Source organism: Caballeronia udeis (assembly GCF_044909315.1).
Taxonomy (GTDB): Bacteria; Pseudomonadota; Gammaproteobacteria; order Burkholderiales; family Burkholderiaceae; genus Caballeronia; species Caballeronia udeis_A.
The window spans coordinates 149,270-172,697 of sequence record NZ_JBIYEB010000015.1 but is presented as its reverse complement, the minus strand read 5'-3'; the positions used below and the strand labels follow the sequence as shown (position 1 = coordinate 172,697).

Sequence of the window (23,428 nt, the reverse complement as noted above, 5' to 3'; positions counted from 1 at the left end):
CGCATACGGGATTCGGAGATGGCCAAGCCTTCCAGAACATCACTGTTTACTGCTGCCAGCCTGTGGGACGCCGCTTCGGTCGAAGCGGCGATGGCCTTGGCGCCGGAGCTGGCCAGGGTCACCGATCCACAGGGACGTACCGCCCTGCATCGTGCTTGCGCGGTCAAACCTGGGAGTAATTCCCAACTCCGCGAACCGAACGGGATCAGCACCGTTACCACCCTTCTCGAAGCCGGTGCGGAGCTTGAACGCGAAGTGCCGATGAACGAGGACGAAGGCGATTTTCGGGTAACGCCGCTGTGGTATGCAGTCGCACGAGGGGAGAACCTAACTCTGGTCAAATTCCTTTTGCAACGCGGCGCGAACGCCAGCTATTCACTTTGGGCGGCAGTATGGCGCGACGACGATCTTCTATGCCGCGCGCTCCTCAAATCCAAACCTGATCTCAATCTCAGAGCGCATGGTGAGACACCCATTTTCTATGCCGCCCGGCTTAAGCGGCTCAAGACACTGGACCTCCTCATCAAAGCGGGCGCGAACCCGGCTATAGCGGATTCTGCGGGCCGCGACGCGGTGGACATCGCGCGCCCAAGACGCCTGCCCAAAGAGATCATCGACCGGTTGGGTGGCTGAAGAACAGCATGCAAGACACTTGCGCATGAGGGCTTTGAATTGGCGCTACTGGCCCGATTCATCATTGCGTATCTGTACAGGGCGTGTTGACGGTTCATCGCGTAACAATAGGAGTTCGTCGTTGGCGAGCTTAATCGAGCTCATTCAAGCTTAATGAACCCAGGGGGCATTCATGAACCGTCGCTATGTCACGGCAGATGTATTCACGGACGAGAAATTCAAGGGTAATCCGGTTGCCGTCGTGTTGGACGCTGAGGGCTTGTCGACGAATCAGATGCAGGCGATTACGGCCGAATTCGGGTATAGCGAAACAACCTTTGTCTTGCCGCCTCGCGATCCCGCCAACACTGCCTGGGTAAGAATCTTTACGCCAAGCCGCGAGATTCCTTTCGCGGGGCACCCGAACATTGGTACGGCATTTGTACTGGCTGCAAGAGCGGCGGCGGGTCCAACGCCTCTACACGATCAACTCGTGTTTGAGGAGGCAGCGGGCCTGGTGCCGGTCACTCAACTGAAAGAGGACGGGAAGCTGGTTGGAGCGGAACTCGTTGCGCCGGAGCCGCTAAACCGGCTGTCGCACGTGCCGCAAGACCGCGTAGCCGCCTGTCTTTCACTAGACCCCGCCGATATCCTGATCGACGCTCACCCGCCGCAAGTGGCCTCGGTCGGCCTCCCGTTCGTCATTGTCGAGCTTAGGTCCAGGGATGCACTCCGCAGGTGTACGCCTGACCTCGGCGCTTACAAAAGGGTGTTGCCAATCGACGGAGCGGTGTCTATCTACGCCTACACGCGCGATGCAGGCCAGGACGTGACTAACGCTGACTGCGATGTGCAAGCCCGCATGTTCACGCCACGCATGACCGAAGACCCGGCAACAGGCAGCGCAACGGGGGCCATGGCCGCACTCGTTGCACAGGTCCGGGGCGTATCGAATCTGGTGCTGCGAGTGGGTCAAGGAGTAGACATGGGGCGGCCGAGCGTCTTGATCGCCAATGTGGATACGCACCACGGCAAGACACGGACCCGGATTGGCGGCAAGTGTGTCAGCGTCATGGAAGGATCGTTTCGGCTCGCCTCTTCGGTTTAGACGGACCAGGCGGACCAGGCTGTCAGTCAGTTCTGTGTGGAACGCCCTGCATGAGACTCCGAACACTCATCTCAGCATGAACGACATCGCCGACAGGCAGTTCAACATCCGCACCACATGTTCGACGGACGCTGCGTTAAAGCGCAGTGTCACACCGTCCACTCGCGTAAGCGACGGCCACTGGCAAAACAGATCGGCAAGCGCAGTAGTCTGCACACGCAGTTCGCATTCAACCGGTGCGGGTAACACACGGTCGGAGTCGCGGATTGCGCCGGCCGCCACGTGACGTTCAACCACCGCGCGCGCCGCGCGCTCGATCGCCACGCACGCGCTTTCTGGCGTCTGTGTCATGCCGCTCGCGTGACCGGTCGCGCTCTTGGTAATAACGAAGCTTGCGTCGGGAAATTGCACTCGCGTTTCCCCGGCGAAAATATCGTCGCCCGAAAGCAGCACGACCCTCGCACCGTATTCCGCTGCCAGCGCACCATACAACCCTGCTTCACCGGTCTCCACGCCGTTCAGCAGCACCCGCGCAAACGCGAAGCTGTTGATGGTGTGCGCGAGAATGCCGCGGCTCTGCGACATCGCGTGGTATCCGATCATGAATACGAGTTCGGTTCCGTATTCCAGCCCCGCCATCATGCCAAGCGTCCGGGGCTTGCCGAGCACGACCTGCGCCCGGGCATCCAGCAGATCCGGCAGCACGTTGCGAAACCCACCGTGCGAATCGTTGACCCGGACCTGGGTTGCGCCGCCGGCAAATGCCCCTCGTATCGCGGCGTTGGCTTCAAGCGTCATCCAGCGGCGGGCGCGTTCATATTCGCCGTTCCCCGCACGAGTTTGCTCGGGATGGAACACGCCGGCAACGCCTTCTATATCGACTGAAATCAGGATGTTCATCGGGAAAATTTAGATCAGGTCAGGTCAACAGCCGCGCGAAATCGGGGCGCGGCGTCGAGTAATGAAAGACGTCGATGGCCGTCGCGGCCCGCACGGCAATACGCCAATAGAGGACCGGCGCGCGAGGTGCATGTGGCTCATTGCCGGTCGAGCTTCGGATCGAGCGCGTCACGCAAGCCGTCGCCGAGCAGGTTGAACGCAAGCACGGTCACGAAAATGGCGAGGCTCGGAAACAACGCGATATGCGGCGCCGTCACCATGTCTGCGCGTGCTTCGTTGAGCATTGCGCCCCACTCAGGCGTAGGCGGTTGCGCGCCAAGACCGAGGAATGACAGGCTCGCCGCGGTGATGATCGAGGTACCAATTCGCATCGTGAAATACACGACGATCGACGATATGGTCCCTGGCAGGATATGCCGCATGATGATCGTCCAGTCCGACGCGCCTATGCTTCGCGCGGCTTCAATATAGGTCAGTTGCTTGAGCATCAGCGTATTGCCGCGCACGAGCCGTGCGAACGCCGGAATGCTGAAGATGGACACCGCGCAGATCACGTTGACCATGCCGTTGCCGAGAATGGCCACCACGCCGATCGCGAGCAGGATGCCCGGAAATGCAAACAGGACATCCGCCACACGCATGGTGATGCGATCCCACCAGCCTTCGTAGTAACCGGCAAGCAGACCGAAGAACGTACCGATCGCCGCACCGATGGCAACCGACAGGAAACCCGCTGAAAGCGAGATACGCGTACCCGACAAGATCCGGCTGAAAATGTCCCGGCCCAACGAGTCGACACCAAACCAGTGTGCCGCCGATGGCCCCGCGTTCAGCGCGTCGTAGTCGAAATAGTTCTCCGGGTCATACGGAACAATGTGCGGCGCAACGATCGCCGCCACCACGAGCAGCAGCACCAGAACGCCCGCCGCAAGCGCCACATGCTGCTTGCGGAACTTGCGCCAGAACTCGCCCCAGGGCGTGCGGATCGCGCTGTCTGCCTGCGTTCCCGGCGCCACGATATTTGCCCCACTGCCTGTCATGCTCATGCTGATCTCACTTGAAACGGATGGTCGGATTGATGACGGCATACAGCACGTCGACAACCAGATTGATGACAATGAACTCAAGCGAAAACAGCAGCACCTCCGCCTGGATCACGGGATAGTCGCGCATGGCAACGGCATCGACCAGCAGGCGCCCGAGTCCCGGCCAGTTGAATACGACCTCGACCACAATGGAACCGCCGAGCAGGAAACCGAACTGCAGCCCCATCATGGTGACGACCGGAATCATTGCGTTGCGCAGGCTGTGCTTCACGATCACCAGCCACTCCGGCACGCCCTTGGCGCGCGCGGTGCGCACGAAATCCTCGTGCATCACTTCGACGAAAGATGCACGCGTGAAGCGCGCCATGACTGCCGCAACCGCCGCGCCTAGCGTCAGCGAAGGCAGCACGTAGCTTTGCCATGAACCGTCGCCGACCACCGGCAGCCACCCCAGTTTCACCGAGAAGATTTCCATCAACAGCATGCCGAGCGCGAACGCCGGGAACGAGATGCCCGACACCGCCAGCGTCATGCCGAGGCGGTCGGGCCATCGGTTACGCCACACTGCCGACGTTATCCCCACCGCCATCCCGAAGATTACCGCCCACACCATGCTCACCAGCGTCAGCAGCAAGGTCGGCATGAACCGCTCGCCGATCTCGGCGCTGACAGGCCGCTTGCTGCGTGTCGAGACGCCAAAATCGCCATGCGCAATGCGCCAAAAAAAGTGCACGAATTGCTGCGGCAGCGGCTTGTCGAGACCGAGGTCGCTGCGTACCAGGGCGACGGTGGCGTCGTCGGCTTCGGGACCGGCGGCAAGGCGCGCCGGGTCCCCCGGCAACAGATGCACGAATAGAAACACCAGCACGGCGACGATAAAAAGCGTCGGCAGCAGGCCCAGCAGACGTTTGGCGAGAAAGTTCAGCATGACGGCGATCCGGCTGTGATGCAGCCGCTTTGGACGGACGTTGCCGCCCACAGCGCATGACAGCAAAAAAGAATACGGAGGAGTCCGGCATAACGAGCATTCCTACCGGACCCGGGCGAACAACCTTACTTGATCGCGATCTCGTCAAAGTTGAACGAACCGTCCGGCGCTACATAGGCACCCGACAGACGTTTGCTGCGCGCATAGAGCAGCTTTTCCTGGACCAGGAAGATCCACGGCGCGTCGGCCCAGATGCGTTTTTGCGCGTCCGCGTACAGCGCCGTTTTCTGCGCGCGGTCGGGGGTTTCGAGCGCCTTCGACAGGTCGGTGTCGACCGCATCGTTCTTGTAGTAAGCGGTATTCACAAGCTTCGGTGGCATCGAAGTCGACGCCAGCAGCGGCGAGATTGCCCAGTCGGCTTCACCGGTCGACGACGACCAGCCGGCGTAATACATCCTCACAGGCGCGGTTGCCGGGTCCGGTGCGCTCTCGACCTTCGCTACGCGCTGCCCTGCTTCGAGTGCTTCCACTTGCACCTTCACACCGACCTGCGCGAGTTGCTGCTGCACGAATTGAATGACCTTCTGCGAGGTCGAGTTGTTATACGCCGACCAGAGGGTGGATTCGAAACCGTCCGGATAACCGGCCTCTTTCAGAAGGGCGCGCGCCTTGGCGGGATCGTACGGCCAAGGTCCGGTTTTCGTTGCGAAATCCACGCCTTGGGGCACGACACCATCGGCCGGCGTGGCGTAGCCCGAGAACGCCACCTTCGTGAGCGCGTCCTTGTTCACTGCGTAGTTCAGCGCTTCGCGGACCTTCGGGTTATCGAACGGTTTTTTCATCACGTTCAGGCTGATATAACGCGCGAAGATCGACGGTCCCGCGAACACGTCGACGTTGGGATCGGTCTTGAGCATGGCAGCCTGTTCATAGGGCACCTGATAGGCGAAGTCGGCTTCGCCGGTGCGCATCAGCGCGGAACGCGTGTTGTTGTCGACAACAGGCTTCCAGTCGATCGCATCAATCTTCGGATACCCCGTCTTCCAGTAGCCGGTGAATTTCTTCACTGTCAGGTCGCCCGCCGGGTCCCACTTCACGAACTCGAACGGACCTGTACCGACCGGATGAAAGCCGATGTCCTTGCCCCACTTCGTCATGGCAGCCGGCGAGATCATGACCGCCGACGGATGCGCGAGCACGTTGATGAACGCCGAGAACGGCGTCTTGAGCGTGATCCTGACCGTGTACGGATCGATCACCTCGGTTTTATCGATGCGGTTGAACAGGTTGTAGCGCTTGAGCTTGTTCGCCGGATCGGTCACCCGGTCGAAGTTGGCCTTCACCGCCGCTGCATTGAAGTCGGTGCCGTCCTGGAACTTGACGCCCTGGCGCAGCTTGAACGTATAGACCCGTGTATCAGGACTGGCCTCGTAGCTGGTCGCGAGCACGTTGATAAGTTTCATGTCCTTGTCAAAACCGAACAGGCCTTGATAGAACGACTTCGCGGCAGCTTGTGAGAGCGTGTCGTTGGCGTCGTAGGGATCGAGACTCGTAAAGGTCGATGCAACGGCCATCACGGCGGTTTGTTCGGCGTGCGCCGCCCCGCTCGCGAGCATGGCGAAGACTACCGCGCTGCCGGCCAGCAACGCGCGCAAACGAAACGGAGAAGACGGGACATGCGAGTTCATAGGGGTGGGCTCCAGGCAGCTTGGTAATAAATGCGGATAAACAAGGTTGCAATCAGAAACGGTTTGCATGCCGAACAACCAGTAACGTTCAGTACGCACCGCCAATTCGATGCTGGGCTACAAAATGGTCCGGACCGACCATGACCAGCGGGGCGAACACCGGCTGGTCGTCGAGCGCGCGAATCGGGCTCGGCATTTCATCGGCGGCCAGCACGCGCTTCGCGTGACGTCGCGCCGGATCGGCAACCGGCACCGCGCCCATGAGTTTTTTCGTGTATGCGTGCTGTGGCGCTTCGAACACCGCGCGGCGCGGTCCGATCTCGACGATCTGCCCGAGATACATCACCGCCACGCGGTGGCTGACCCGCTCGACTACCGCCATGTCATGCGAAATGAACAGATAAGCCACGCCGAGTTCACGCTGCAGATCGAGCATCAGGTTCACGATCTGCGCCTGCACGGACACATCGAGCGCCGACACGGATTCATCGGCGATCACCACTTTCGGATTCAATGCGAGCGCGCGGGCAATGGCTATGCGCTGGCGTTGTCCGCCGGAAAACTCGTGCGGATAGCGGCGCGCGGCTTCGGCCGGCAGACCCACCTTGTCGAGCAACCATGCAACCCGCGCCTGCGCCTCGGCGCCTTGCGATACGCCGTGCACAAGCAGAGGCTCCATGATCGAGAAGCCCACTGTCAGGCGCGGATTCAGGGACGCGAACGGGTCCTGGAAAATAAACTGGATGTCGCGGCGCAATGCCTGCAGCGCGGGTCCGGTCAGCGAACTGATCTCGTTGCCGTCGAACTCGATGGAGCCGCTCTGGTTTTCCACAAGTCGCAGCAGCGAACGGCCCGTGGTCGATTTGCCGCAGCCTGACTCCCCCACCAGCGCGAGCGTTTCGCCCGGACGCAAGTCGAAACTGACTCGCTCCACGGCATGCACGCGACCCGTCAATCGTCCGAACAATCCGGTCCGGACCGGGAAGCGCGTCACCAGATCGCGCACACGAAGGATGGGCGGCGTGGTATTCGCAATGGCCGACTGCGCTTCGTGCGCGACCGCCGGCGCCGGAACCAGGGTTTCATCGGCACCGGCTTGTTCCACCGTGAGAATCGGGAACTTGGCCGGCGAGTCGGTGCCCGACATTGCGCCAAGACGCGGAACAGCAGCCAGCAACGCCTTCGTATAGGGGTGCGACGGTGCGGCGAACAGCGGTCCGGATTTTCCCTCCTCCACTTTCTCCCCGTGGTACATCACCAGCACGCGGTCGGCCACTTCGGCGACCACGCCCATGTCATGCGTGATAAAGATCACGCCCATGTTCATCTCGTCCTGCAAGCCGCGGATCAGTTGCAGGATCTGCGCCTGGATCGTGACGTCGAGCGCGGTGGTCGGTTCATCGGCGATCAGCAGCGCGGGCTTGCAGGACAGCGCCATTGCAATCATCACGCGCTGGCGCATGCCGCCCGACAACTGATGCGGATACCGCGCGGCCACGCGGCGCGCTTCGGGAATCCGCACCAGTTCGAGCAAACGCAAGGTTTCCGCACGGGCGGCACTGCGGCTCTTGTGCTGATGCAGCGCGATCGCTTCGCCAATCTGGTCGCCCACGGTGAACACCGGGTTCAGCGATGTCATCGGCTCCTGGAAGATCATCGCGATATCGGCGCCACGGATCGAACGCATCGTGGCGGACGAAGCACGCGCGAGATCAAGCACCTGGCCGTCACGCCGCCGGAACGCAATGGAGCCGCCGGCGATACGGCCGCCGCCATGCTCGATCAGACGCATCAGCGCGAGGGACGTCACCGACTTGCCGGACCCCGATTCACCGACGATCGCCAGGGTCTCGCCGCGATCCACTGTCAGCGACAGGTTGCGCACCGCGTTAAAAGCCTTGTCACCCTGACGGAACGCGATGGAAAGATCGTCGACAGCAAGCACGCGTTGCGGCGGCAAGGTGTCCAGACGTGGGCGTGCAATGTGCGGTGAAGTCGGCACGATGTTTTCCTCAAGGAATGAACACGGCTCGGGCGATGACTCGCGCCGTGCCGGGCAACGGACGAACAAGCGTCAGCGATAGATCGCCGTAACCGGTGCAACGCCTACCCGCGCGAAACCGCGGTACATGCCGTCGGTATTGAACGGCAACGTGACGTTGCCGCGCGCGTCGACGGCGATCAGTCCACCGCGGCCATTGATGCGTGGCAGGCGTTTCATCACGACATCGGCGGCGGCCTCTTCCAGCGATACTCCGCGATACGCCATTTGCGCAGCAACGTCGTAAGCGGCGACCATCCGCATGAACATCTCGCCGGAGCCCGTCGTGGACACCGCGCAGGTTGCATCGTCGGCATAGCAGCCTGCGCCGATCAACGGGGTATCGCCCACCCGCCCGGCCTGTTTGTTGGTGACCCCGCCTGTTGATGTGGCGGCTGCCAGATGCCCGTGCCGGTCAAGTGCGACGGCGCCGACCGTGCCGAACTTCCTGTTCGGATCGATGGGTTCGTGCGGCGTGGGCTCAGTCTCGCCATCCGCCAACGTGGCGCCGTCGTGATCGAGCATCACGCGCTGCTCGCCGCGTGCGAGCAGCCATTGCTTGTGACGGGCGTCGGTATGGAAATATGCGGGGTCGACCAATTCGAACCCCTGAGCCACGGCAAATGCTTGCGCGCCGGCGCCGGTGAACATCACATGGTCGCTGGCTTCGAGCACGCGGCGCGCGACGAGGATCGGATTGCGCAGACGCGTCACGCAGCAGATCGCGCCTGCTTCGAGCGTGCTGCCGTCCATGATCGCAGCGTCGAGTTCATGCGTGCCATCGGCTGTGAAAACGGCACCGCGCCCGGCGTTGAACAACGGGTTGTCTTCCAGCAGACGCACGGCTTCGCTCACGGCGTCGAGTGCGCTGCCGCCGCCGGCCAGGATGCTCTGGCCTGCCGCCAGGATGTCGCGCAGGCTTGCGTGGTAGCGCTGCTCGGCGTCTGGGTCCATCAGCGTGCGCAGGATCGTGCCTGCGCCGCCATGAATGGCAATGACTGCGGTCTGGTTCATCGTTTCGGCTGTCTGTTGGGTCGCGGAGTACCGGGTTTCGGGCGTTTGCTCGCTGAACGATTCGACGAGCCCGGTGTTGACGGGCTGCTTTCGCCGGACGAGGTCCCGGTCAGCCACGGCAACACGAATTCGGTCATGTCGGCGGCGGCTTTGGCGGAGCGTTTGGTGCGATACGCAACGGCATCGCAGATTGCTTCGATCACGGCCAGCACCGCCGCGTCCGAGTTCGCCGCGAGCCGCCGTTCCGAGCGGACGCACAGCGTCAGGTCCGCGAATTGTCCAAGCGGCGAGTTGACGCTGTCGGTCAACGCGAGCACGCGGGCGCCCAGGCTCGCGGCACGGCGCGCGAGCTGGATGGTGTCGTCGACATAACGGGGAAACGCAATGCCGATCACAAGATCACCCGGGCCCGCGCTGAAGAGGCGGCGCGCTGCGTGCGTCGGCCCGCCAACGAAAGCAAGCGATTGCACGTTGTCGTGATAAGGCATCAGGCCGTGCTCCATCAGCCCGGCAAGAAACGCGCTCGAGCCTGCGCCAAGCACAAACACGCGGCGTGCGGAAAGAATGGCTTCGACCGCTGCAATTGCTGCGGCACCGTCAATGTCACTGTGTGTCAAACGCAAGTTGACCGCGGCCTGTTCAAGCGACGCACCGAGCAACTCGTCGCCGCTCGCGGGCGATTCCTGCGCTGAACGCAAGCGCTCGACCGGCGCAAGCGTCGCTTCGAAACCGCGCACCAGCGCGCCGCGAAATGCGGGGTAACCGTCGAAGCCGAGCGCACGTGCGAAGCGGTTCGCGGTTGCCACGGAAGCGCCGACGGCATCTGCCAGTTCATCAATACGCATGGTCGCCGCCCGGAACAGGTTGGCCTGCACATAGGCGCCCATCCGGCGATGGATAGGCGTCAGGCCCGGCATTGCCGCCACGATAAGCGCCGCGATGTTCAGTCCTGATGGGGCGGATGCAGCGGACGGACGATCGGGCATGAAGAGGGGGCGGCGGGAAGCCGAAAGAGCGGCGATGAAAGTATATTTACATGAAATTAATCTCAAAAAAAATGTATTTTCATTGAGAGGGTTTGCCCTGAGCAGGGTCGGAGCGCAATTGTCCGGGGGATGGAGACCCGTTTGTTCGGCCGCGCACTCAGGGAATCCGAAGCATGCCGAATTTATTTTACTGCGATGGGTGGAAGCATTTAGACGCGATAGAGATGGACGCCCGGTACGATGGCGTCGTCCATGAAAATAGCAGGTATCCTGATTATTATTCAGCGCGCTTTTCAGTGGCAAAGCCACTACTGCTGCGACGGCGCAGAGGTCTTCTCAACCCGTGCCGAAAACCACTGCACGGATCCTGCTCAGTGCCGATGATGCATCCACCAATGCCGGTGGTGATCAGGGGTGCGCTCCCGGTTTTTATCTGGCGATTTCGACTCGTTGATCAACAGGATAATTGCCACGAGCGCCAAGCCGCCCAGGCCGACCAGGACGTTGATCAAATCAATGGCGGAACTGTGCAAGGTTAATCGCGACGCGGCTCCCACAATGTCCATTACCGTATTCACGAACTCGTCCATGATGCCTCCCGCGTCCTCTGCCCTTGCACTTCCATGATAGGTAAACAGAGGCTTAAGAGTAAGCGGTCGCCATCAAATTTTTCAGGCTTTCCCACGGGATCGAAATGTCGAAAAATGATCCTGGAATCAATTTCAGGTCGAAATCTGATTTGACGAGCCCTTTTTGATTTGAGAATGAGGCGGAAATGAGGCGGTCGCGGGACCTCCGCTGGCGAATTCAGGCGGTTCCGTGGCGCGTCGAGTGCCCGTCAACCAGGAACCACAACCTGCACCTCAGACCACCGGACTTATCTCCTGCCCCCTTTCTCTCGGACCGAACATCACGAAACTGGCCACGGCCAACACCCAGGCGCCAATACACCCGTACAGCATCACGAGACCAAATCCATGCACGAGCGCTGCATGAACGGCCGGTCCTGAAGAATCCATCGCGCCTGATCCTGGAAACCCCTGGCCAAGCGCCCCAAGATCGCCTGCGGCTATTCTTTCCGCCAAGGAGCGCAGTTGCCGTGCATCCAGAGATCCTGACAACGAGCTTCTCAAGGACGACAGGATCCCTTCTATCAGGATGTATCCCATCAAGGCGATATTGATGGCCAGCGAGATGAGCCTGGCACTCATGTCTATGCCCGAAGCCATGCCCGCGCGCGTGCTCGGAACCGAACTGGTCGTCGTATTGGTCACGGGCGTATTGGTCAGTCCCAATCCGATACCGGCCAACAGGCAACCCGGCAGCATGGTCAGCCAACTGGCATGCTCCGCGCCACTGCCCGCCCGCATCAGGATAAAACCCGTGCCGATCGTGAACAGGCCCAGCGGAATGACGACACCCGGGTGATATCGAAGCGAGAGGCGTTCGGCCAGCGGCGGTATCACCAGCGTGGGAAGCGTATAAGCCAGAAGTGCTGATCCGGCAGTGACGCTGTCGTAACCCAGACTGCTCTGGAAATAGATTGGCAGATAAATCATGAATGGCCAGAAGCTGAAATTCATGCCCATTGACCCAAACAGCGCTCCCGAAAAATTGCGTATCCTGAACACGGAAAAATCGAACATGGGATGAGCATTCATCTTCTCCGCGAATATAAAGAGGATAAAGCTGATCACCGCCGCAATCAGAATGCTGATTCCCGTGACGCTGGTAAAACCAAGGCCCGGCCCTTGCGTAATGAAGTACGCCAGGCCGAAAACCGACAGGGAAAGCGTGACAATTCCCAGGAGGTCCAATTTTTTGGCTTGCGGATCGCTGGATTCGTTAACCCCTTTGAAAACGAGGGCCAACGTCACCATTGCAATCAGAACGTGGATTAGAAACACCCATTTCCAATCCGATACCGCCACGATTACCCCGCCTACAATCGGCCCAAAACCCAGGCCAATCCCGAATATGATTCCCCAGGCGCCAAAGGCTCTGGTACGGGCCTGTCCCTCCTGGAACTGATGCGATAAAACCGCTACCTGGCAAATTAGCATTGCCCCGCCGGCTATCCCTTGAAGGAAGCGGCTCACAATCAACACCGAAACGCTCTGCGCCAGCCCGCAAATCAGCGATGTGATTGCGAACATCACAATGGCGATCATGAAAATGCGCTTTCTGCCAAAGCGGTCTGCAAGCGTCCCGGTCGCCATCAGAACCGTGGTACAGGCGATGGTGTACGCATTCATGATCCATTGCATTTCCTTGAAATTGCCCTGGAGTACCTTTTGGAGGGTTGGCAATATCACGGGCACGCTGGAAATTTCCAGGCCGAACATGAGCGAAGCCAGACAAATGGCAGTCAATGCAACCGAGTTTTTTCGGGGATGAACGAGTGTCATGAATATCACAGGTTGGCCGGATGCTCCGGCTACCCGCGCCCCCCGCATGTGAGTGTGGAAGGTTCGCGGTTTGACTCGCAATACGCGCTGAATAAATCACTGAGCTTGATTCGATAATTGTGCATGTTGAATCCACACCGGAAGATTGATGGACCCGCTCGATATCGGCCAATGCGGGTAATGCAGGCAACGCTTGGCGCCAGCGGGTGAAAAGGTAATATAGAGGGAACTGAAGTCGTCATTGATTAATTGATTTCCTATCAATGTATCTCTAGTGGAACCAATAAAGGTTGGGTATGAGTGACAAGCTCCACGGCGTGACCACCTTCGTCCAGGTGGTCGAATCAGGCAGTTTCGCGCTGGCCGCCGAGCGTTTGAACCTGACGCGCTCGGCTGTGGGCAAGGTGATCGCGCGGCTCGAATCGCGTCTTGGTGTGCGCCTGCTCCATCGCACCACGCGCAGCCAGAGCCTGACCGAAGACGGCCAGACCTACTACGATCGCTGCGTGCGTGCGCTGGCCGAACTGGATGCGGCTGAAGCCGATCTGGAAAGCGGCCGGCGCGAGCCGCGCGGCCGTTTGCGCGTCAGCGTGCCAATCGCCTTCGGTCATCTCTGCGTGGCGCCTGTGCTGCTACGCCTCGCTTCCAGACATCCGCAATTGCAGATCGACATTTCGTTCAGCGACCGCGCGGTGGATCTGGTGGAAGAAGGCTTCGACCTTGCCGTTCGCATCGGCGAGTTACGCGACAGCGTGAGCCTCGCGGCGCGCCGTCTAGGCACGCAGTACTCGAGCATTGGCGCCGCGCCGTCGTATGTGGCGCGCCACGGGCTGCCCGCGAGTCTCGAAGAGATGGACGGACACGCGGGCATTGCTTACTCGCGCGCCGGCGCGTTGTCGCCCTGGCAGGTACGGGATGCCGACGGCCAGGTGCGGCAGGCGCGCATCCAGCCGCAGGTGAGCCTGGACGATGTGCAGGCAATAGCCGCGGCGGCAATCGAAGGCTTTGGGTTGGCGTGGCTGCCCAGCTGGCTGCTGTCGCGTTACCAGAAGACCGGTGAACTGGTGGTCGTCATGAACAGCTGCGGGATGCTGCCGCAGGATATCCATGCCGTGTGGCCGCAGACGCGCTACCTGCCTTCGAAAACGCGCCGCGCTATCGACGCACTGGTCGCCGAGATTCCCGGGATGATTGCGGGTTGAGGCTGCCGCGAGCGCTGTCTTTCACCAGTGGGTGACCTTAGGCAACTGCCATCCATACGTGACAGCAGCCACGCGCAAGATGAAACACGCGGCGCCGCCGAGGAGCGCGGCGGCCATCGGCGAAAGTCCGAAGCGACGGCTGACAACCAGCACGACTGCACCCGCGAATGCGGCGCTCGCATAGATATCGGCGACCAGGACCATCGGCACGCGGGCCAGCAGGATGTCGCGTACAACGCCACCACCCACGCCGGTGATCGTACCCATCAATGTCGATATAAACGGCCCGATACCGTAGCTCATCGCCTTCTGCGCGCCCGCGACGGCGAATAGCGCAAGCCCGGCTGCGTCCACCGCCATGAGCAACGGTGCCGGGAGAGTGCGGGCCTCGCTATGTAAGATGAAAGTCAGCAAGCCCGTGAGGAACGCAAGCGCCGGATAGCGCCAGTCGCGCACGGCATTAGGGGGCGTCGCGCCGATCAGCAGGTCGCGAATCACGCCGCCGCCAAGCGCCACGGCAAACGACAGGACCATCACCCCGAGCAGGTCGAGTCCGCCCTGCATGGCGCTGATCGCCCCTTCGGCGGCGAACACGGCCGTGCCCGCAAGATCAGCTACCAGGACTATCGTTTCGATTTTCTTCATCGTTCAGGTCTGCGATTGATGTTGTCGGAGTATCGCGGAACGCACGGTTTCCCATCAAGCGGCGCGCTCCAGATAGCGCTTCACCTCGGCGTCGATCCATTCCATGAAATGCGCCTGCTTCACGCTCAACACCTCGCGCTGCTGCCAGACGAGCCAATACGGATACGGGTATGACACGTGGATATCGGTGATCTGGACGAGCTCGCCTCGACTCATCGCATCGGCAACGAGCGTGCGCCGTTCAAGCGCAATGCCCTGCCCCAGCCGCACGGCGCCCAATACGACATTCGAATCGTTCGCGAAGAGTCCGCTCGCATTGTCGGGTTCGCGTACGTTGGCTGCGCGGCACCAGTCGGTCCAGGGTGCATCGGTGCTTCTTATCAACGGACACGCCACGATCTCCTCAGCGGAGCGAGGAAGCTGACCTCCGTTGAAATGCGGCGCAGCCACGATCAGCAGTTCGTCGCTGAACAACTCTTTCTGGGCGAGACCGGGCCAATGGCCTTGTCCCATTCGAATGCTGACGTCGGCCAGACCGTGCCGCATGTCCTGTATCTCGAGACTCGTCTGCAGGCGGACACGGTAATACGGATGATGCTCGCGGAAGCTGGACAGACGAGGCAGCAGCCAATGCAAAGCAAACGACGGCAGCGTTGCAATGACCAATTCGCTTTCTTGCGGGCGGGCCTGGGCCAGAAGTGTCGCGTTTGCAATGTCGCGAAGCGCCGAGCGTATTTCGAGCGCATAGAGACGTCCTTCTTCCGTCAGCCGCAACCCTCTCGCTTCACGCACGAAGAGCGCGACGCCCATGGTGTCTTCGAGAATCCTGATCTGCTGACTGACCGCCGAGTGGGTCACGTGGAGTTCGCGGGCAGCGAGCGTGACGCCACCGAGTCTGGCCGCCGCTTCGAAACATTTGAGCGCGGTTAATGGCGGGATATTTTTCATGTAAGTTTTTCTTACCGAAGACGTTTGTTTATGTCGCTTTTCATGCGCCGGCTAAATGTTTAATCTGATGGAAATAGCTGTCTTATATTCTTACATCGGTGCGCCCGGACGAAGGCGTACCGATGGCGGCATGATAGATATTCTAACGGGAAGCGTATGAAACTGATCGGCATGCTGGACTCGCCTTATGTGCGCCGGGTGGCAATCGGCCTCAAGCTGCTTGAGCTTGATTTCGAACATCGTTCGGTTTCGGTATTCAGTGGCTTCGAGGAATTCCGCAAGCTCAACCCGGTCGTGAAGGCACCCACCCTGATCCTCGACGACGGTCAAAGCCTGATGGATTCCACACTGATCCTCGACTATGTAACGGCCATTGCGAAGGCAGATGTCACCTCGACACCGGAGCACGCTGAGGATCGTTTGCGTGCAACCAGGCTCACAGGGCTCGCGCTGGCCGCGTGTGAGAAGACGGTTCAGATTGTCTATGAACGCAACTTGCGACCCGCCGAGAAACAGCACGAACCGTGGATCGATCGCGTCAGTACTCAATTGCTGGCGGCGTACGCAGTGCTCGAAGCTGAACTGGGCTTGGGTACCCTGCCCCTCGACGCGGGACGGCTTGGACAAGCGGGCGTGATAGTCGCGGTCGCCTGGAGATTCACCCAGATGATGGTGCCGAAGATTGTTGTCGCGGCGGAGTATCCCAACCTGCAATCATTCTCGGCTTTCGCCGAGCGACAGCCTGCTTTTGAGAGCACGCCGCCTGAATGATCGTGCCATCCCACGGGTACGCACTTGCTACAGAACCGGACCGGGCTCGCCCGCGCATGACGCCGTGCGCTTAGTTACCGTTGGGCATAACTGAAGAGGTGCGGCCGCGCCGGCGGATGGTTTGCAGTGCGTCCGGCGCGTACGGACAACGCGCCCTTAATCAGCCTCGGCGTCAGACTCGGGATCCAGCGCCAGCACGGTCACCCCCACATCGACCCGATGTGAGCCGCCGCCGAGAATCATCCCCCGCAGCAGCGACACGTCGCTATAGTCCCGTCCCGTGGCAAGCGTCACATGCTCGAGATCGGCGAGCACGTCGTTGGTCGGATCAAGATCGATCCACCCGCTGCCGGGGCAAAACACCGACACCCACGCATGCGATGCATCCGCACCGATCAGCTTCTGCTGCCCCGGCGCGGGATCATTGCGCAAATATCCACTCACGTACCGGGCCGGCAACCCGAGCGAGCGCATGCATCCAATCATCACCTGCGCAAAATCCTGACAGACGCCCCGGCGCATTTCAAACGCGCGATGAGCCGGCGTGTCGTAGGACGTCGCCAGGGGCTTGTACTTGAAGTCGCCATGAATCCGGTGCATCAGGTCGATAGCCCCTTCCGCCAGCGGCTTGCCCGCAGGAAAACTCTCCAGCGCGTAATCCCGCAGGTCCTGCCCGAGACTGATATTCGGCGATGCAAAGCAAAACTCCGCCTCGGGGCGAAACGGTGCACTAGCGCTAAAACGCATGCTTTTTGCGACCTCGTCCCACGCCGGCGTGGTCGCCGGATCGAGCGAGGCCCATCGCGGCGTCAGTTCGACGGTCGTTTCGCTGACCATCTGCAATGAGCGGTGCGGTGACTCGAGCGAAAAATACAGCACGTCGTTACCGAAGGTATCCACGCGGCTATTGATGTACGGCGGCTTCGGATCAATGCTTTCGGTGTGCGAGATCACCCGCTGCCACGCGCAGTTCTGCGGCCGGATAGTCGCGAGATGCTGAGCCGTTTCCACGTACGTTGAATAACGGTAGGTCGTCCGGTGCGACACCCACAACACGGTTTTCGGAATCTTCACGACGACACCTGTAATGCCTGCGTATTCGCATGGCTGAAGTAGCGTGCGCTGATTTCATGCGCAGCCGCGCTGACGTGATCGCCGAGTTCCTCGCAGGCCCGCACGAGTTCGCCATAACCGCCGTCTTCGTCGGTCGTGCACAGTTGCTCGAGTCCTCGCAGGGACTTCAGCAACTGCGTTGCGTCGCTGAATGCGCCGTGGTTCGTGTTGCCGGCTGCAACCGAAATCTCGTTGAGCTTGGTGCACAAGCGCGAGTACACGCCGTACAGCCCGCGCGGGTTGGTCGGCTCGACCACCAGCAGGTCGATCAGCGCGGGAACCTCGAAACGGCCCGGGTACAGCGATCGATACGTGAGCGTGCTGTCGAACAATTGCAGCAGCAGGTCGAACCCGGCCGGCGTCGTCATCTGGCCATGCTCGGCGGCCACGCGCAGGAAGGTGGTCATCGTCCATACGCGTTCGATGTGCCGTCCCGCGAACACCAGCTTCCATGCTTCGTCGCGTGTCATGCGGTCACCCTGCGCACCGCTGATCGCGAGCAGTTGCGTCGACAGCGTCTCGAGCGTGCGCGTCAGCTTCACGCGGTCGTAACGCTCCACGCCCGGTCCCGGCTTGAATTTCTGGATGGCGTCGCGGAAATCGTTTCGCGCGGCAAGGATCGTGCGCCAGTGATCGGTCGAAAGACGCCCGCGAATCTCGCCGCTCGCACGCACCTGGCTCGCCAGGTTCTGGCCAATACTCGCCGCCGTGCCGTTCTCGCCAATATTGGCGACCAGCAACCGTTCAAGCCCGCGCGCCGTGTGCCCTTGCAACGGCGTGCCGGGAGGCAGCAGGCCACATTGCCACGCGAGGTCCACCATGGTCTCCAGCATGCCCTCGGAGTCGTTGCTGTCTATAGACGAGAGGATCACGCGCAGCAGCCGCACATTGTTCTCGGCGCGTTCTCCGTATCGTCCGGCCCAGAAGAGGTTTTCCGCGGCCCGACTCGAGACCGTCCGATGCTTGCGCGCAAGGTCAGCCGGCTTTATTGGCGTGGGGAGCAGCGAGAGGCTTGAAGCCGGCTTGCTCGACAACACCCAGGTGTCGACGCTGCTGCTGCCGTATTGCATCGATACCGACGGTTGGCGTTCCGCCCCAAGCCGTGTGAATCCGCCGGGCATCACGGACCAGCCGCCGTCGATGTTCGCAATCGCATAAACCCGCAACACCGATGGCCGGCCGGTCAGCGTGTTGTCTTCATAACGCGGCGCGTGCGAACTAGGGAACAGGTTCTGGATGGTGAACGCGTCCGGCATGGCGTCAATCCGCGCGCGCCAGCCGGCGAGGGGTTGCAGGCCGTCGCCGAAACCGCGCGGGCCGCCGCCGTTAAGCGGCAAGCCCGGCCAGGTGGGAATCACGAAAGCCTTGTCCAGACGCGCCAGCACCGCTTCGCGCGCTGCCTGTTCACCGCACCACCACGTGGGCACGCTGGCGAGTTCCAGCGGCTCGTTGAGCAGCGCCCGCGAGATGGCGGGCAGGAAACCATGCAGCGCCGGCGACTCGACAAAACCCGAGCCCGGCACGTTGGACACCATCACGTTGCCGGCGCGCATTACCTGCAGCAGACCCGGCACGCCGATAGTGGAATCGGCGCGCAATTCGACCGGATCGCAGAATGCATCGTCCAGGCGGCGCATCAGCACATGAACCCGTTCCAGTCCGGCGAAGGTCTTGAGGAACAGCATGTCGTCGCGCACGGTCAGGTCCTTGCCTTCGACCAGCGTAACGCCGAGGTAACGAGCCAGGAACGCATGCTCGAAGAAGGTTTCGCTGAACGGCCCGGGCGTCAGCAGCGCAATGTGCGGCGAGCCTTCGCCGGACATCATTGCCCGGCCGCCCTGGACCAGCGCGGCGATCAGTTGCGAATAGAACGGCGCGAGCCTCTGGACCTTCATGGAGCGGAACGGCTCGGCGAATACATCCGAGACGATCAACCGGTTTTCCAGCGCATAACCGAGTCCTGACGGCGCTTCCGTCCGGTGAGCCATCACCGTCCATGCGCCGTTGGGCGCGCGCGTCAGGTCCACGGCAACCAGTTGCAGATACTGCGCGCCGGGCGGCACGAAGCCCTTCACGGAGCGCAGATAGCCTGGATGCCCGAACACCAGCGCGGGCGGCAGCAGGCCGTCGTGCAGCAGCGTCTGAGGCCCGTAGATGTCGGCGACGACGGCGTTGAGCAACTTCGCGCGCTGCGTCACCGCGCGCTCGATCACTGCCCACTCGCCTTCATCGATAAGAAACGGCAGCAGGTCCAGCGCCCAGGGGCGAGGCTCGCCTCCGTCCGCATAGACGTTGTAGCTGATGTCGTTGTCGCGGACCTGCTGCGCAATTGAAGCGGTCGCCCGGTCGAGGTCGGCTATGCCGTCGTCGCCGAGCAGATCGAAGAATTGCTGCCAGGGAGCGCGCAACTGGCCCGACGCGTCGCGCAGTTCGTCCCAATGTCCCTCCCGGGCCGGTACCGCGCGAAGGTGTGACGACACACTCGCGCGGTTCGTGATTGCTTCAAACGGAAGCGTGGATTGGAAGGCCAAATTGAGTAGTTTTCGTTGATAAGGCTACCGTCGGCGCAAATCGAGTGTGAACGGAAATTCCAGGCTGCGCTTTGGTTCCTCCACGACCATCCGTCCAGGTGTATGGCCGATCCGGAAAAAGCGCGAACGCCGCCGGCTTTCCGCCTCGTATGCGTTGACCGGATAGGTCACGTAGTTGCGGCCACCCGGATGGGCTACATGATACCGGCATCCACCTATGGACCGGTTGCTCCAGGTGTCAACTATGTCAAAGGTGAGCGGCGCATCCACGCCAATTGACGGATGCAGCGCCGTCGGCTGGGACCATGCACGGAAGCGCACGCCCGCCACATGTTCACTCACCCGGCCGGTGGGTTGCAACGGCAGCGGCACGCCGTTGACGGTCACCACATGGCGGTTGTCGTTGAGACCGAGCACCCGCACTTCAAGCCGTTCCACCGACGAATCCACGTAACGCACCGTACCGCCCGGCGACCCCTGCTCGCCCATCACGTGCCACGGCTCCAGCGCGCTGCGCACCGTCAGTTCGATGCCGCTCGTCTGGACCGCCCCCACCAGCGGGAAACGGAACTCGAAATGCGGCGCGAACCACGCGGCATCGAATGCATAACCGGCTTCATTGAGGTCTGCGATGACGTCGTGGAAATCCATTTCGATGAACGTGCCGAGCATGAAACGGTCATGCAGTTCCGTGTCCCAGCGCGTGAGACGTGTGGTGTACGGTTTGTCCCAGAACCGCGCGACGAGCGCGCGCAGCAGCAATTGCTGGACGAGGCTCATGCGCGCGTGCGGCGGCATTTCAAAACCCCGCAGTTCAAGCAGGCCGAGGCGGCCGGTCGGACCATCGGGGGAATAAAGCTTGTCGATGCAGAATTCCGCGCGGTGCGTGTTGCCGGTCACATCGATCAGCAGGTTGCGCAGCGTCCGGTCGATCAGCCACGGCGGCAACAGCGCGCTATCGCGCCCGCCCAGGCGTTCGAGCTGATGCTCGATCTCCTTGAACGCAATCTCCAGCTCGTAAAGCTGGTCATTGCGGGCTTCGTCAACACGCGGCGCCTGGCTCGTCGGTCCGAGGAACAATCCCGAGAACAGGTACGACATCGACGGATGGTTGATGAAGTACGCAATCAGGCTGGCCAGCAGGTCGGGACGCCGCAGGAACGGGCTGTCGGCAGGCGTCGCGCCGCCAAGCACGAAGTGATTGCCGCCGCCCGTGCCGGTGTGACGGCCGTCGGTCATGAACTTCTCGGTGCTGAGATAACTTTCGTGCGCCGACTGATACAGGAACTCGGTGTGATCGACGAGTTGATCCCAGCTCGAAGCCGGGTGAATGTTCACTTCGATCACGCCCGGGTCAGGAGTCACTTGCAGCATCTTGAGACGCGCGTCGCGCGGCGGCGGATACCCTTCTATCACCACTTTCATGCGCAGATCGGCCGCTGTTGCCTCAATGGCCGCGAGAAGGTCGAGGTAGTCATCGAGTTCGGTCAGCGGCGGCATGAACACATGCAGCAGGGTCTTGCCGCTTCCAAACGATTCCGCTTCGACGTCCGGTCCTGCAGCACGCGCCGGATCACGCGCTTCAACACACAACGCTGTACGCCGGATCCACGAAGCGGACTCGCCGCGCGACGGCTCGCGGGTTGAGGTCGCAGGCCGTTGCCCGGCGCCTGCTGCTGCGCCCTTACCCGTGCCCGCTCCTGCTCCGGCACCCTCGCCCGCTCTTCCTTCCAGGGTCTCTCCGGGGATCGCCTCACCGCGATATTGCATGCGCAATTCCATCGCCTGACGCAACGGCGCTGGCGGCCCGAACGGGTCGTGCGGATGTTGATACGGATAATCCCCGGCGCTCACCCACGGCAGCGATTCCAGCGGCAGGCGGTACCCCATTGGCGAGTCGCCGGGGATCAGGTACATGCGGCCATCGCGGAAAAACCAGGGGCCGCTGACCCACGCCGGCTCTTGCATCGGGATATCGCGTTCACGCGCGATAGGCAAAACGTAGCCCGTCACCTGCGACAAGCCCGCGTCGAATACGCGACGCAAGCGCATGCGCTCCATCTCGTCGTCGAGTTCGGATTCAAACGGGTCCACGTTCACCGGCAGGCGGCGTTCACGCCACAGGTAGTAGAACGTGTCTTCGTAGCCGGGCTGGATATACGAAGGATCCAGCGAGACCTTGCCAGCCAGATGTTCGATAAACCGCCGGGCATCTTCAGCGGTGTACTGGCCGGGATCGCGTTCATCGGCGAAAAGCGTCGGGGCCTCCCAGATCGGCTCGCCATCCGCGCGCCAGAACAGCGACATGGCCCAGCGCGGCAACTGCTCGCCCGGATACCACTTGCCCTGGCCCAGATGCAGGAAACCACCCACGCCATAACGCGCACGCAGCTTGTCCATCAGCGAGACGGCATAACCGCGCTTCGTCGGCCCCAGTGCGTCGGTGTTCCATTCGGCCGCATCGCGGTCGCTCACGGCGACGAACGTGGGCTCGCCGCCCATCGTCAGGCGCACGTCCATGTCGGTCAGTTGCTGGTCGACCTGGGCGCCCATCTTCTGCACCGCGGACCACACTTCTTCCGTGTACGGTTTCGTCACGCGCGGGGTTTCGAGCACGCGCTGCACCTGCATGATGTGCTCGAACTCGACTTCGCTTTCATCGACCGCGCCGGAGATAGGCGCGGCGCTGCCAGGTTCGGGCGTGCACGCGACGGGGATATGTCCCTCGCCGGCCAGCAGCCCTGAGGTGGGGTCGAGCCCGATCCAGCCGGCGCCGGGCAGGAAGACCTCGCACCACGCGTGCAGGTCGGTGAAGTCGACTTCGGTACCGCTCGGGCCATCGAGCGACTTCTGGTCAGGCGTGAGCTGGATCAGGTACCCCGACACAAAACGCGCGGCGAGCCCAAGCTGCCGCAAGGTTTCAACGAGCAGCCAACCCGTGTCGCGGCACGATCCCAACGCTTTTTCAAGCGTCTCCTCCGGCGTCTGGACACCGGGCTCCATGCGGATCACGTAGCCAATGTCGTGCTGCAGCCGCTGATTCAGTTCGACCAGGAAATCGGCCGTTATCTTGGGTGCCTTGTCGATGCTCTCGACAAACCTGGCCAGCAACGGCGTGGGCTCGCGCTTGATCAGGTACGGCGCAAGCTCGGCCGCGAGCTGGGGTTCGTACTCGAACGGGAATTTCTCGGCGTAGGGCTCGAGGAAAAAGTCGAAGGGGTTATAGACCGCCATCTCGGCGACCAGATCGACCGTGATCTTGAATTCCTGCGTCTTCTCGGGGAAGACGAGCCGCGCCTGATAGTTGGCAAACGCGTCCTGCTGCCAGTTGATGAAATGGTCGGCTGGCTCGACCCGCATCGAATACGAAACGATCGGGGTACGGCAATGCGGCGCAGGCCGCAGGCGCACGACCTGCGGGGAAAGGCCGACGAGGCGGTCATAACGGTAGTGCGTGACATGGTTCAACGCGACACGGATTGACACA

At 61.6% G+C, this 23,428-nt stretch carries 18 protein-coding genes; 4 read left to right on the top strand and 14 right to left on the bottom strand.

What is annotated here, in order from left to right; genetic code table 11:
* The first annotated feature begins 18 nt into the window (after positions 1 to 18).
* Both ABH944_RS23940 and ABH944_RS23935 read left to right on the top strand, forming a co-directional pair.
* On the top strand, positions 19 to 633 hold the full coding sequence (locus tag ABH944_RS23940; RefSeq protein WP_404609680.1) for an ankyrin repeat domain-containing protein: 615 nt from the start codon (positions 19 to 21) through the stop codon (positions 631 to 633).
* Positions 634 to 805: 172 nt separating this feature from the next.
* Positions 806 to 1,720 (top strand): PhzF family phenazine biosynthesis protein, encoded by a 915-nt coding sequence (locus ABH944_RS23935; RefSeq protein ID WP_404609681.1) that lies wholly within the window; start codon positions 806 to 808, stop codon positions 1,718 to 1,720.
* A 66-nt stretch (positions 1,721 to 1,786) separates the two neighbouring features.
* Here the strand turns inward: ABH944_RS23935 and ABH944_RS23930 are convergent, their stop codons facing one another.
* The 9 genes from ABH944_RS23930 to ABH944_RS23890 form a co-directional block, all read right to left on the bottom strand.
* On the bottom strand, positions 1,787 to 2,620 hold the full coding sequence (locus ABH944_RS23930) for a M55 family metallopeptidase (protein WP_404609682.1): 834 nt from the start codon (positions 2,618 to 2,620) through the stop codon (positions 1,787 to 1,789).
* A 137-nt stretch (positions 2,621 to 2,757) separates the two neighbouring features.
* Positions 2,758 to 3,660: a glutathione ABC transporter permease GsiD gene (gene gsiD / locus ABH944_RS23925; protein ID WP_404609835.1), complete on the bottom strand. Its 903-nt coding sequence runs from the start codon at positions 3,658 to 3,660 to the stop codon at positions 2,758 to 2,760.
* Positions 3,661 to 3,673: 13 nt separating this feature from the next.
* Positions 3,674 to 4,594 (bottom strand): glutathione ABC transporter permease GsiC, encoded by a 921-nt coding sequence (gsiC, locus tag ABH944_RS23920; protein WP_404609683.1) that lies wholly within the window; start codon positions 4,592 to 4,594, stop codon positions 3,674 to 3,676.
* A gap of 125 nt (positions 4,595 to 4,719) precedes the next feature.
* Positions 4,720 to 6,282, bottom strand: coding sequence for a glutathione ABC transporter substrate-binding protein GsiB (gsiB, locus tag ABH944_RS23915; RefSeq protein WP_404609684.1), 1,563 nt, complete (start codon positions 6,280 to 6,282; stop codon positions 4,720 to 4,722).
* An 88-nt stretch (positions 6,283 to 6,370) separates the two neighbouring features.
* Positions 6,371 to 8,284, bottom strand: coding sequence for a dipeptide ABC transporter ATP-binding protein (locus tag ABH944_RS23910; protein ID WP_404609685.1), 1,914 nt, complete (start codon positions 8,282 to 8,284; stop codon positions 6,371 to 6,373).
* Between the two features lie 72 nt (positions 8,285 to 8,356).
* Positions 8,357 to 9,337, bottom strand: a complete 981-nt coding sequence (locus ABH944_RS23905; RefSeq protein ID WP_404609686.1) for an isoaspartyl peptidase/L-asparaginase family protein — start codon at positions 9,335 to 9,337, stop codon at positions 8,357 to 8,359.
* Entirely contained in the window at positions 9,334 to 10,323 is a 990-nt protein-coding gene (locus ABH944_RS23900) for a MurR/RpiR family transcriptional regulator (protein ID WP_404609687.1), read from the bottom strand. The genes ABH944_RS23905 and ABH944_RS23900 overlap by 4 nt, the downstream gene beginning before the upstream one ends.
* A gap of 371 nt (positions 10,324 to 10,694) precedes the next feature.
* Positions 10,695 to 10,913, bottom strand: coding sequence for a hypothetical protein (locus tag ABH944_RS23895; RefSeq protein WP_404609688.1), 219 nt, complete (start codon positions 10,911 to 10,913; stop codon positions 10,695 to 10,697).
* A 273-nt stretch (positions 10,914 to 11,186) separates the two neighbouring features.
* Positions 11,187 to 12,731, bottom strand: a complete 1,545-nt coding sequence (locus tag ABH944_RS23890; RefSeq protein ID WP_404609689.1) for an MFS transporter — start codon at positions 12,729 to 12,731, stop codon at positions 11,187 to 11,189.
* A gap of 296 nt (positions 12,732 to 13,027) precedes the next feature.
* Between ABH944_RS23890 and ABH944_RS23885 the strand changes: the two genes are divergently transcribed.
* Entirely contained in the window at positions 13,028 to 13,933 is a 906-nt protein-coding gene (locus ABH944_RS23885) for a LysR family transcriptional regulator (RefSeq protein WP_404609690.1), read from the top strand.
* Between the two features lie 21 nt (positions 13,934 to 13,954).
* On the opposite strand, the gene ABH944_RS23880 is transcribed toward ABH944_RS23885, so the two are convergent.
* Entirely contained in the window at positions 13,955 to 14,578 is a 624-nt protein-coding gene (locus tag ABH944_RS23880; RefSeq protein WP_404609691.1) for a trimeric intracellular cation channel family protein, read from the bottom strand.
* Between the two features lie 54 nt (positions 14,579 to 14,632).
* Complete coding sequence (locus ABH944_RS23875; protein ID WP_404609692.1) at positions 14,633 to 15,526, bottom strand: LysR substrate-binding domain-containing protein; 894 nt, start codon at positions 15,524 to 15,526, stop codon at positions 14,633 to 14,635.
* 156 nt (positions 15,527 to 15,682) lie between these two features.
* On the opposite strand from ABH944_RS23875, the gene ABH944_RS23870 reads away from it, so the two are divergent.
* Complete coding sequence (locus ABH944_RS23870; RefSeq protein WP_404609693.1) at positions 15,683 to 16,297, top strand: glutathione S-transferase; 615 nt, start codon at positions 15,683 to 15,685, stop codon at positions 16,295 to 16,297.
* 156 nt (positions 16,298 to 16,453) lie between these two features.
* Here the strand turns inward: ABH944_RS23870 and ABH944_RS23865 are convergent, their stop codons facing one another.
* Genes ABH944_RS23865 through ABH944_RS23855 form a run of 3 tightly spaced genes read right to left on the bottom strand, consistent with a single transcriptional unit; the run spans position 16,454 to position 23,427 of the window.
* Positions 16,454 to 17,371 carry a transglutaminase family protein gene (locus ABH944_RS23865; RefSeq protein ID WP_404609694.1) on the bottom strand — a complete coding sequence of 306 codons (918 nt, stop codon included), beginning with the start codon at positions 17,369 to 17,371 and terminating at the stop codon, positions 16,454 to 16,456.
* On the bottom strand, positions 17,368 to 19,941 hold the full coding sequence (locus ABH944_RS23860; RefSeq protein ID WP_404609695.1) for a circularly permuted type 2 ATP-grasp protein: 2,574 nt from the start codon (positions 19,939 to 19,941) through the stop codon (positions 17,368 to 17,370). Before ABH944_RS23860 ends, ABH944_RS23865 begins: the two co-directional genes overlap by 4 nt.
* Positions 19,942 to 19,965: 24 nt before the next feature.
* Entirely contained in the window at positions 19,966 to 23,427 is a 3,462-nt protein-coding gene (locus tag ABH944_RS23855; protein WP_404609696.1) for a transglutaminase family protein, read from the bottom strand.
* Between the last annotated feature and the right edge of the window lies 1 nt (position 23,428).

What these genes read in the sequence shown, in the direction of transcription:
- ABH944_RS23905 (WP_404609686.1), bottom strand. Translation starts at nt 9,337, where the DNA reads ATGAACCAGACCGCAGTCATTGCCATTCATGGCGGCGCAGGCACGATC.
- gsiB (WP_404609684.1), bottom strand. Translation starts at nt 6,282, where the DNA reads ATGAACTCGCATGTCCCGTCTTCTCCGTTTCGTTTGCGCGCGTTGCTG.
- ABH944_RS23940 (WP_404609680.1), top strand. Translation starts at nt 19, where the DNA reads ATGGCCAAGCCTTCCAGAACATCACTGTTTACTGCTGCCAGCCTGTGG.
- ABH944_RS23885 (WP_404609690.1), top strand. Translation starts at nt 13,028, where the DNA reads ATGAGTGACAAGCTCCACGGCGTGACCACCTTCGTCCAGGTGGTCGAA.
- gsiC (WP_404609683.1), bottom strand. Translation starts at nt 4,594, where the DNA reads ATGCTGAACTTTCTCGCCAAACGTCTGCTGGGCCTGCTGCCGACGCTT.
- ABH944_RS23895 (WP_404609688.1), bottom strand. Translation starts at nt 10,913, where the DNA reads ATGGACGAGTTCGTGAATACGGTAATGGACATTGTGGGAGCCGCGTCG.
- ABH944_RS23880 (WP_404609691.1), bottom strand. Translation starts at nt 14,578, where the DNA reads ATGAAGAAAATCGAAACGATAGTCCTGGTAGCTGATCTTGCGGGCACG.
- ABH944_RS23875 (WP_404609692.1), bottom strand. Translation starts at nt 15,526, where the DNA reads ATGAAAAATATCCCGCCATTAACCGCGCTCAAATGTTTCGAAGCGGCG.
- ABH944_RS23930 (WP_404609682.1), bottom strand. Translation starts at nt 2,620, where the DNA reads ATGAACATCCTGATTTCAGTCGATATAGAAGGCGTTGCCGGCGTGTTC.
- ABH944_RS23870 (WP_404609693.1), top strand. Translation starts at nt 15,683, where the DNA reads ATGAAACTGATCGGCATGCTGGACTCGCCTTATGTGCGCCGGGTGGCA.
- ABH944_RS23890 (WP_404609689.1), bottom strand. Translation starts at nt 12,731, where the DNA reads ATGACACTCGTTCATCCCCGAAAAAACTCGGTTGCATTGACTGCCATT.
- ABH944_RS23935 (WP_404609681.1), top strand. Translation starts at nt 806, where the DNA reads ATGAACCGTCGCTATGTCACGGCAGATGTATTCACGGACGAGAAATTC.
- ABH944_RS23900 (WP_404609687.1), bottom strand. Translation starts at nt 10,323, where the DNA reads ATGCCCGATCGTCCGTCCGCTGCATCCGCCCCATCAGGACTGAACATC.
- gsiD (WP_404609835.1), bottom strand. Translation starts at nt 3,660, where the DNA reads ATGACAGGCAGTGGGGCAAATATCGTGGCGCCGGGAACGCAGGCAGAC.